The organism is Nakamurella sp., assembly GCF_048594475.1.
Taxonomy (GTDB): Bacteria; Actinomycetota; Actinomycetes; order Mycobacteriales; family Nakamurellaceae; genus Nakamurella.
In genome coordinates, this window is the sequence record NZ_JBMDXT010000009.1 from 1 (window position 1) to 10,718 (window position 10,718).

Annotated in this window: 6 protein-coding genes; 1 reads left to right on the forward strand and 5 read right to left on the reverse strand. The window is 72.6% G+C overall.

The annotated features are described in order from the left end of the window. Positions 1-56: 56 nt before the first annotated feature. From ACOJUF_RS00295 to ACOJUF_RS00315, 5 genes are all read right to left on the reverse strand, one after another. Positions 57-1,811: an MFS transporter gene (locus ACOJUF_RS00295; protein WP_420119864.1), complete on the reverse strand. Its 1,755-nt coding sequence runs from the start codon at positions 1,809-1,811 to the stop codon at positions 57-59. 19 nt (positions 1,812-1,830) lie between these two features. Then, positions 1,831-2,670 (reverse strand): hypothetical protein, encoded by an 840-nt coding sequence (locus ACOJUF_RS00300; RefSeq protein ID WP_420119865.1) that lies wholly within the window; start codon positions 2,668-2,670, stop codon positions 1,831-1,833. 609 nt (positions 2,671-3,279) lie between these two features. After that, positions 3,280-6,153, reverse strand: a complete 2,874-nt coding sequence (gene topA, locus ACOJUF_RS00305) for a type I DNA topoisomerase (protein ID WP_420119866.1) — start codon at positions 6,151-6,153, stop codon at positions 3,280-3,282. A 236-nt stretch (positions 6,154-6,389) separates the two neighbouring features. Then, positions 6,390-6,968 (reverse strand): hypothetical protein, encoded by a 579-nt coding sequence (locus ACOJUF_RS00310; RefSeq protein WP_420119867.1) that lies wholly within the window; start codon positions 6,966-6,968, stop codon positions 6,390-6,392. A 102-nt stretch (positions 6,969-7,070) separates the two neighbouring features. Continuing rightward, a complete protein-coding gene (locus tag ACOJUF_RS00315; protein WP_420119868.1) occupies positions 7,071-9,368 on the reverse strand; it encodes a sodium-translocating pyrophosphatase in 2,298 nt (765 codons plus the stop codon). A gap of 363 nt (positions 9,369-9,731) precedes the next feature. On the opposite strand from ACOJUF_RS00315, the gene ACOJUF_RS00320 reads away from it, so the two are divergent. After that, on the forward strand, positions 9,732-10,718 hold a 987-nt coding region (locus ACOJUF_RS00320), incomplete at its 3' end, for a DEAD/DEAH box helicase (RefSeq protein ID WP_420119869.1).

The window sequence follows — 10,718 nt, forward strand, 5'->3', positions numbered from 1 at the left end:
GCCGGACCCGCGACCATCGCCGGCTCCGTCGCGTTGACCAGCACCGTCAGGTCGGGTTAGAGCCAACCGGCGGCCCACTGGGCCACCCGGCTCAGCCGGTCCTCGTCGAGCCCGAGGATCCGGTACCGCACGATCAGCTCGTCCAGGAAGCCGTCGCAGAGCACGATCGTGCCGCCTTCCAGGGCCGGCGCGACCTTCGCCGTCATCAGGTCGGCCAACGACGCCGAGGCGCGCAGCGCATCGGCCAGGGGGTCCGCCGGTGTCGCGACCGCGACGGGCGGCGCCTCCCGCCGCCGGATCACCGAGGTCGAGTACCCGGCCTCGACCAGGTGCGCCTCGATCTCGCGGAGGTAGTCGGCGGCCGCCCCGGGGTCGGCCCCCTCGACCGCGATCAGCACCCCGGCGTGCTCGGACGGCTCGTCCCACAGCGAGCGCGGCATCTTGCGGCGGAACAGCCGACGCCCGACCCCGGAGGTCAGCCCGCCGATCTGCCGGCCGATCAGGGCGCTGACCGTGAACGCGATCAGGCCGCCGACGGCCAGCACGACGGCCGGGCCGGTGATCTCGAAGCGGAAATCGCCGACCGTCACCGGGTAGGTGCCGATCGCCCCGGCCAGGATCGGTCCGGCCGCGATGGTCAGCAGCAGGATGATCCGCACCGAGGACATGACGAACGCGAACACCCGGCCGCGCAGCTGGTCGGACACCTCGTGCCCGATCATGGTGAACCCGTTGATCCAGGCGATGCCGGCGAACACCCCCATCAGCGCGGCGGTGATCGCCGCGCCCAGGAAGTCCTGCAGAACGCTCATCACGACCAGCGCGATGCCGGCGGCGCCGATGGCCGGGGTGAAGATCATCCGGCGCGGGACGTTCGGCAGCACCTTGGGCCCGATCAGCATGCCGAGGGCCAGGCCGGTGAACACCGACCCGAAGAGGATGCCGTACCCGGCGTTGCCCGCGCCGAGCGTCGCCACGTAGGCCTGCGCGACGCCGGCGACCAACCCGCCCGCCCCGAACGCGCCGAGGATGCCGATGTAGATCGAGCGCATCAGCCGGTTCTTGCGGTCGAACGAGACGCCCTCGGCGATCAGCGAGAAGATGCTGCGCGAGGTGCTGCGGTCGCCGACGTAGGCCGGGATGAGGCGGCGCGAGATCAGCACCATGAACGCGGAGAAGAAGTAGGTGGCCGCGTCGATGGCCAGGGCGATGTCGATGGCGACGGTGTTGGTGCCGCCGCTGATCAGCGCGCCGCTGTCGCCGGCCACCTGCGGGACGCCGAAGAAGCTGGCCAGGGTGGACAGCAGCGCGAACAGCAGCGCGGCGATAGGGACCATCCCGTACACCGACACGTAGTTGAGCTGGTTGGCCACGGCCAGCCGTTCGCGGGGCACCACGTTGACCCACATGGCCTGCTTGGCCGGGGTGGAGAACAGCCCGATCGCCTCGACCAGGAACTGCGCGACGAGCAGCCACAGCAGGTTGCCGGAGAAGATGATCGACACGTAGAGCAGGCCGGCCAGCGTATCGCCGGTGATCGCGACGGTGCGGCGGTCGAACCGGTCGACCAGGGCGCCCGCGATCGGGCCGAGGATCAGGTCGGGCAGCAGGCGGGTCAGCAGGACGCCGGAGACGGCCGCGCCCTGGGCGAGGTTGGACGAGTCCTTGGTCAGGTAGGCGGCCAGGGCCGTGGTCGCCAGCAGACCCAGCCAGTCGCCGAGGCTGGAGACCGCGATGGCCGCCCACAGGCGGCGGAAGGCGGGCAACCGCAGCAGCACCGACACCGAGTTCGGCTCCTTGTTGCGCCTCACGTCACCCGTCGCCGTCCGGTCATCGATTGAACAACCCGCTGATCGCGGTCAGAACCTGCTGCGCCAGGCCGCTGGCGAACGCGATGACCACCAGGAACACCAGGACCGCCCAGATGCTCGACCCCCGGTTCCGCCGCCGGGTGGTCCGCGGCAGCGGCGGGGTAGGGGCGTGCGCGGCCGGCTGATGCTGCCGGGCGGCAGCCGCCAGGTTCCGGTCCGGACCGCGGTTCAGGCCGTTCGTGATCCCCTGGGTCACGCCCTGCGTCATACCGCTGAACGTGGTGCGCAGCAGGCCGGCGACCTCGGCGGGCGAGGGCGCCCGGCCGGCCCAGGCGCCCGGCCCGGACGGCATCGACGCGGGGGGCACCGGGCGGGGTGTGGCGCCGGGCGGTCGGGGCGCCGACGGTCGGGTCGGCGTCCGGTTCGTCGGGGGGACGGCACCACGCAGGTCCGGGGCGGACCAGGCGGCCGGCGCCGCCCGGCGGGTCACCCCGGGATCGGCACCGCGATCGGCACCGCGATCGGCACCGCGCCGGCCGGGCTGGGCCACCCGGCCGGCGTCCACCCAGGCCCGCTCGGCGGCGAGGCGCGCCTGCACCGGTGTCGGGAGTTCGCCGGGGGTCTGAGCCCGGGCCGCCGCCAGCAGGTCCGCCGGATCCACGGCCGGTCCGGGCACCATCGCGTCGGGCATCGGGGCGGACAGCGCGTCGGGATAGACCTGCAGCACCGGCATCAGCACCGCCGGGTCGCCGGTGCCGTCCGGGCCGCACAGGGCATCGGCGAACCGTTGCTCGACCGGGACGGCGGCCGCCTCGGGCATGCCGGCCCGCGCCCTCGCGTCCGCCGGCCCCGTGCTCATGACCCAAATGGTAGGACGCCGCGCCGGCCGTGCGGCCCGGTTGAGGCGGGCGTCCCGGGTGAACCCGGGGTTGTCACCCATCCGTCACCCGTCCGAACCCGGCGGTCACCCGATGGACGGGCCCTCAGCGCGACTCGAACGCCGTACCGACATCCCTGCCGGCCGGGCGTCCGGCTCCTGGTCGGGTCCGTCGCCGAGTCGCACCATCGCCGCCGGAGGCTGGGCCCGGGCGGTGCGGGCTGATGTCCGCATCGTCTCCGGGAAACCCGCCACCGCCACCGAACGCAGACCCGAGCCCCCGAACGAAGAGCCGTGCCCGCTCAGCGGGCACCAACCTTCACTCGGTCCCCGCGGCGCGGCCCACCGTCGAGAGGGGCCCCACCGGATCCGACTGGATCGGACCCATCGGACCGGGCATCACCCGCAACCGCAACGCTCGCCAGCCGAGCGAAGACCAGTACCCGCCCAGCGAGCACGGACCTTCACTCGGCCCGCCGGCGGAACCGACCGGTCCGGCCGGACGGCCGGACCGGCGCATGAGTACCTCGACCGGGCCCGCCCGGCGCCGGGCCGACCGGGCGACCGGGCGACCGGGCGACCGGGCCGGGATTACTCGGCCGGCTTGGCCCGGGTGGTCCGCGGCTTGGTCGCCGTGCCGGTCTTGCTCGCGGACTTGGTCGCGCGCGGCTTGGCGGCTGTCCGGGTGCCGGTCGCGGCCGCGGCCTTGGCGCCCGAGGACGCCGTCTTCCGCGTCGTGGTGCGCTTGGGTGCCGGACCCCGCGCCCGCCGATCGGCCAGCAGTTCGGCGGCGCGCTCGACGGTCAGCGTGGCGACCTCGTCACCCTTGCGCAGCGAGGCGTTGGTCTCCCCGTCGGTGACGTACGGACCGAACCGCCCGTCCTTGATGACCATCGGCTTGCCGCCGGCCGGGTCGACGCCGACCTCGCGCAGCGGCGGCGCCGCGGCTGCCGATCGGCCCCGGGTCTTGGGCTGCGCGTACAGCGCGAGCGCCTCGTCCAGGGTGACGTCGAACAGCGCGTCCTCGTTGGCCAGGGACCGCGAGTCGGTGCCCTTCTTCAGGTACGGGCCGTACCGGCCGTTCTGGGCGGTGATCTCCTGCCCGTCGGCCGGGTCGACGCCGACCACGCGCGGCAGGGACAGCAGCTTGAGCGCGGTCGGCAGGTCGATGGTGTCCAGCGTCATCGACTTGAACAGCGACGCGGTGCGCGGTTTGGCCGCCGTCTTGGCGGTCTTCTTGCCGGTGCCGGAGGACGCCTCCGGTTCGGGCAGCACCTCGGTGACGTACGGGCCGAAGCGCCCGTCCTTGGCCACGATCATGTGCCCGGAGTCCGGGTCGACGCCCAGTTCGTTCTCGCCGCCGTCGCCGGACTGCGCGAACAGCCGCTCGGCCACCTCGGCGTCGACCTCGTCCGGGGGCAGGTCCTCGGGCAGGTTGGCCCGCTGCGCGGTCGGCTCCCCGTCCTCACCCGGCACCATCCGCTCCAGGTACGGCCCGTACCGGCCGACGCGGACCAGCACCTGGCGGCCCTGCTCGTCGGTGAGCAACGGCAGCGAGTTGACCTCGCGGGCGTCGATGTCCTCCAGCCGCTCGCCGACCAGCTTCTTCAGCCCGCCCGAGCGGCCGACCGAACCCTGCGGACCCAGGTCGCCGCCGAAGTAGAACGCGGACAGCCAGTCGGTGCGGCCGATCCGGCCGTCGGCGATCCCGTCGAGCTCGTCCTCCATGGCCGCGGTGAAGTCGTAGTCGACCAACCGGGAGAAGTGCTGCTCGAGCAGCCCGATCACGGCGAACGCGATCCAGGACGGGACCAGCGCCTGGCCCTTCTTCCACACGTACCCGCGGTCGATGATCGTGCGGATGATCGAGGTGTAGGTGGAGGGTCGGCCGATGCCCAGGTCCTGCAGCGCGCCGATCAGCGACGGCTCGGTGTAGCGGGCCGGCGGGGTGGTGACGTGGCTGGCCGGGATCAGCTCCCGGATGTCCAGCTGCTGACCCTGCTCCAGCTTGGGCAGCCGGCGTTCGGCGTCGTCCGCCTCGCCCCCGGCCTCGGCGTCCACCGTCTCGACGTACGCGCGCAGGAAGCCGGGGAACGTGATCGTCCGGCCCGATGCTGAAAAGCCGCAGGTGACCCGTCCGCTCTCGACGGCGGCGGTCGCGTCGATCTTGACCGAGAGGGTCAGACCGCGGGCATCGACCATCTGCGAGGCGATGGTGCGCTGCCAGATCAGCTCGTAGAGCCGGTACTCGTCGCCGGAGATCTGGTTGGCGACCTGGCCGGGGGTGCGGAAGTTGTCACCGGCCGGCCGGATCGCCTCGTGGGCCTCCTGGGCGTTCTTGACCTTCCGGGTGTACTGGCGCGGTGCGGCCGGCACGTACTCCGGCCCGTACAGCTGCCGGGCCTGGCTGCGCGCCGCCTCCTGCGCCGAGGTGCTCAGCGTCGTGGAGTCGGTTCGCATGTAGGTGATGAAGCCGTTCTCGTACAGCCGCTGGGCCGTGCGCATCGTGCGCTCGGAGTTGAAGCCGAGCTTGCGGCCGGCCTCCTGCTGCAGCGTCGAGGTCATGAACGGCGGGTAGGGCTTGCGCGTGTAGGGCTTCTCCTCGACCGAGGTGACGGTGGCGGTGCCGCCGGTCAGCGCCGCGGCCAGGGTCCGGGCGCCGTCCTCGTCCAGCAGCAGCACGTCGGCGTCGGCCTTGAGCCCGCCGGTGGCCGCGTCGAAGTCCCGGCCGGCGGCCAGCCGGCGCCCGTCGACCGTGCTCAGGGCCGACTTGAACCGGCCCTCGTCGGCCCCGGCCTGGGCCATGAACGCGTCCAGGCCCCAGTAGGTCCCCGAGCGGAACGCCATCCGCTCGCGCTCGCGCTGCACGATGATGCGGGTGGCGACCGACTGCACGCGCCCCGCGGACAGCTTCGGCATCACCTTCTTCCACAGCACCGGCGAGACCTCGTAGCCGTAGAGCCGGTCCAGGATGCGCCGGGTCTCCTGGGCGTCGACCAGGTTCTCGTCCAGCTCGCGCGGGTTGGCGGCGGCCTCCCGGATCGCGGCCGGCGTGATCTCGTGGAAGACCATCCGCTTGACCGGAATCTTCGGCTTGAGGGTCTCCAGCAGGTGCCAGGCGATGGCCTCGCCCTCGCGGTCCTCGTCCGTGGCCAGGTAGAGCTCGTCGGCGCCGGCCAGCAGCGACTTGAGTTTGGCGACCTGGGCCTTCTTCTCCGGGGACACGATGTAGAGCGGCTCGAAGCCGTTCTCGGTGTTCACCCCGAGGCGCGCCCACGGCTCGCCCTTGTACTTGGCGGGCACGTCGGCGGCGCCCCGGGGGAGGTCGCGGATGTGCCCGACGGACGATTCGACGACGTAGCCGTCACCGAGGTAGCCGGAAATGGTCTTGGCCTTGCTCGGTGACTCGACGACGACCAGCCGCACGCCGCCATTGCGGGTGCTCGCGGTTGTGCCAGTGGCCATCAGGTCTCGTTCTCCTTGCTGTTCCGATGCGTCGTCCCGGTGCGGTGCTGCCATCGAACCGGAACGACGGTGGTGCTGTGGTGGCCCCCGCCACCCGGGGCCGGCGCGGAACGCCGCGTCACGGCCTCTCCGGGAGCAGGATGCCACAGCTACGCAAGTGCTCCGTGTGGACATCGCCGCGCCGCGGACCGCTCATCCCGGTCCGGGCCCGCCCGGAACGGCCCGTCCCGGGCCGGTCAATGGGCGGGCCGGGGGAAGAGGCCGGCCGGCGCCTCGGGTGGCGGCGTGCCGACCATGTCCGCCAACCGGGTGCAGCGCCGGAGCCCGACGATCCGCATCGCCGGCCCGCCGGCCGCCGGACCGATCAGCGATCCGGCCAGGCCGATCGCCGCGCAGCAGCCGGCCAGCGACTCGTGGATGTCCGGGGTCTGCGGGTCCAGACCGAGCAGGTACCCGACGGGGCCGGGGCGACCGGCGGCGATGGCCCAGCACCGCATCCAGCCGGCCGAGAGTTCGACCTCGGGCGGGGCCACCTTCACCGAGCCGTCCAGCCACCGGTCGGACAGCTGGGCGAGCACCGGCGCCGGGTCGGTGCGCAGGACCGTGACGCGGTCGTCCAGATCGATGTGCGCCTCGACGTCGCGGACCCGGCACTCCCGGATCAGGGCCCGGGCACGCCAGTCGTCGGCCAGCCGGATCACCAGCCGGACCCCGTCCGCGGTGACCTCGAGCTGGCCGTTGGCGGCCAGCAGACCGCCCAGGTCGTCCCCCACCGGCGAGGTGAGGTCGGCCGAGAAGAGTGACAACTGTGTCACCCGAGCCCCCTTGCCACGCAATGCAGGGTAGCCCCCGACCCGAGGGCCGAGGGCTACCGCTGCACGCAACCGAACGGGCGATGACGGATCCGGCCGGGCCCGTCAGGCCCGGGCGGGCGCGTCCGCGTGCAGCGAGGATTCGCGCCGCTTGGACACCACGACCGCCGCGATGATGATGACCACCGCCAGCGCGGAGATGCCGTAGCGGATGCCCGGGCTGGCCCCGTCGCCCACGGTCAGCGCGACGATGGCCGGCGCGATGAGCAGCGCGACCAGGTTCATCACCTTCAGCAGCGGGTTGATGGCCGGACCGGCGGTGTCCTTGAACGGGTCACCCACGGTGTCACCGATGACGGTGGCCTCGTGCGCGGGCGAGCCCTTCCCGCCGTGGGTGCCGTCCTCCACGATCTTCTTCGCGTTGTCCCAGGCGCCACCGGAGTTGGCCAGGAAGACGGCCATCAGCGTGCCGGTGGCGATGGTGCCGGCCAGGTAGCCGGCCAGCGGGCCGACGCCGAGGCCGAAGCCGACGGCGATCGGCGCGAACACCGCCAGCAGGCCGGGGGTGGCCAGCTCGCGCAGCGAGTCGCGGGTGACGATGTCGACGACCTTGCCGTACTCCGGCTTGTTGCGACCCTCCATGATCCCGGGGATCTCCCGGAACTGGCGGCGCACCTCGTAGACCACGGCGCCCGCGGCCCGGGAGACCGCGTTGACGGCCAGCCCGGAGAACAGGAAGACGACGCAGGCCCCCAGCAGCATGCCGACCAGGGTGCCCGGGGACACGACCGAGGTGACGAACGAGCTGAGGCTGCCGGCAGCGACTCCGGCGGCCTCGCCGGCCGAGATCAGGGCCCCGGTGATCGCGTCGGAGTACGAACCGAACAGCGCGGTCGCGGCCAGCACGGCGGTGGCGATGGCGATGCCCTTGGTGATGGCCTTGGTGGTGTTGCCGACCGCGTCGAGCTCGGTCAGGATCTTCGCGCCCTCGTCCGAGACCTCGCCGCTCATCTCGGCGACGCCCTGGGCGTTGTCGGAGACCGGCCCGAACGTGTCCATCGCGACGATGACGCCGACGGTGGTCAGCAGGCCGCAGCCGGCCAGCGCGATCATGAACAGGGCGACGATCAGCGAGCTGGAGAGCAGGAAGGCGCCGTAGACGGCGGCCGCGATGACCAGGGCGGTGTACACGGCCGACTCGAAGCCGACCGAGATGCCGGCCAGCACCACGGTGGCCGGACCCGTCAGCGAGGACTTCGCGACGTCCTTGGTCGGCTTGGTCTCGGTGCCGGTGAAGTAGCCGGTCAGCCAGAGGATGACCGCAGCCAGGACGATGCCGATGATGACCGAGACGATGGCCATCAGGGCGGGGTTGCCGGACACGTCGCGGACGGCGTCGATACCCAGCGCGGCGAAGTTGTTCGGCAGGTAGACGAACGCGGCGACGGCCGACAGAACGGCGGAGATGCCGGCGGAGATATAGAAGGAGCGGTTGATCGTGACCAGGCCCGGCTCACCGGCCTTGGCCTTGGTGATGTAGATGCCGATGATCGCGGTCAGCACGCCGATCGCCGGGATGATCAGGGGGAAGACCAGACCCTTGGTGCCGAACGCGGCGCTGCCCAGGATGAGGGAGGCGACCAGGGTCACCGCGTAGCTCTCGAACAGGTCGGCGGCCATGCCGGCGCAGTCGCCGACGTTGTCCCCGACGTTGTCGGCGATGGTCGCGGCGTTGCGGGGGTCGTCCTCGGGGATGCCCTGCTCGACCTTGCCGACCAGGTCGGCGCCGACGTCGGCGGCCTTGGTGAAGATGCCGCCGCCGACCCGCATGAACATGGCGAGCATGGCGGCGCCGAAGCCGAAGCCCTCCAGCACCTTCGGCGCTTCGCCGACGTAGACCAGGACGACGACGGACGCGCCCAGCAGGCCGAGGCCGGTGGTGGCCAGGCCGACGGTGCCGCCGGTGCGGAACGCGATCTGCATCGCCTTCTCCCGGCCGCCGTCCCCGTTGGCCGCGGCGGCCACCCGGACGTTGGCCCGGGTGGACAGCCACATGCCCAGGTACCCGATCGACGCGGAGAAGGCCGCGCCGAAGAGGAAGGCGATGGACCGGCCGATCCGCTCCCCGGTGGTGTTCGCCGGCAGCGCGAAGAGCAGGGCGAAGACGATGACGACGAAGACGCCCAGCGTCCGGAACTGGCGGGTGAGGTAGGCGGCGGCGCCCTCCTGCACGGCGGACGAGATCTCCTGCATGTTCTTGGTCCCGGTGCCGGCGGCGAGCACGCCGGCCCGCAGCACGAAGGCGATCACCAGGGCCACGAGGGCGACGACGGCAACACCGATCACGATGATCTGGTCACTGCCAGTAATGGACACTTCCGCGGCGGCGGCACTCGTGGACATCGAACTCCTGATCCATGCACATAGCGGTGCGCGTGGTGAACCGGTCGATCCGATGCGACCGGCGTTGGTCTTCTCCGTCGATCCCCCGAGGTCCGACGTGACGAAAAGTACTGTAGAGCACGGCCCCGACAGCCCAGCGGCTACCAGCAATGTCGCCCGACCGCTCGCCCGGCGGGCGGGGAGGGCGGCCGGTCGGGACCCACTGTCGGACCGGATCTGGACAATGCTGACGTGACCACACGGAAACTCGGAGTTGCGCCGAGCACCTCCCCGGATCCGCTGAATCGGTCCAGCACTTTCCATGTGAATTCGGTCACAGAGGGTCTCCGACACGTCCGTCGTCGACCGGCCTCGCCGGGGTCGGTGACCGACTGGCCGGCCTGGGCGCACCCGGCCGTGACGACGGCGCTGGCCGGGGTCGGCGTCGTCCGGCCCTGGGCCCACCAGGTCGCCGCCGCCGACCTCGCCCGGGCCGGGCACGACGTCGTCCTGGCCACCGGGACCGCGTCCGGCAAGTCGGTCGGCTACCAGCTGCCCGCCCTCTCGGCGATCGCCGACGACCCGCGGGCCACCGTGCTCTACCTCGCTCCGACCAAGGCCCTGGCCGCCGACCAGCTGCAGGCGCTGACCGCGTTGCGCCTGCCCGACCTGCGCGCGGCGACCTACGACGGCGACACCCCGGCGCAGGAACGGGAATGGGTGCGCGGGCACGCCAACTGGGTACTGACCAACCCGGACATGCTGCACCTGGCCCTGCTCCCCCACCATTCGGCCTGGGCCCGGCTCTGGCGGCGCCTGGCGTACGTCGTGGTGGACGAATGTCACGCCTACCGCGGCGTCTTCGGCTCGCACGTCGCGCTGGTGCTGCGCCGGCTGCTCCGGATCGCCCGGCTGTACCGGTCCACGCCGGTCGTCGTGCTGGCGTCGGCGACGTCAGTGGATCCGGCGGTCGCCGCCGGCCGGCTGGTCGGGCGGCCGGTGCGGGCGGTGACGCAGGACGAGTCGTCTCGCCCGGCGGTCGACGTCGTGCTGTGGGAGCCCGGCCCGGACGCCCTGGCGGGGGCCGACGGCGCCGAAGAATCTGACGGGAGTGTCGATGTCGCGTCGGGCCGGCCGCGGCGGCGGCCGTCGGCACCGGCCGCGGCGGCGCGGCTGACCGCGGATCTGGTGGCCGGCGGGGCCCGCACGCTGACCTTCGTCCGGGCCCGACAGGGTGCCGAGCAGGTGGCGGTGGCCGCGCGGCGTCACCTGCGGCGGACCGCGCCCGAGCTCGAGCAGCGGGTGGCCGCCTACCGCGGCGGCTACCTGCCCGAGGACCGGCGCGACCTGGAACGGGCCCTGGACTCCGGC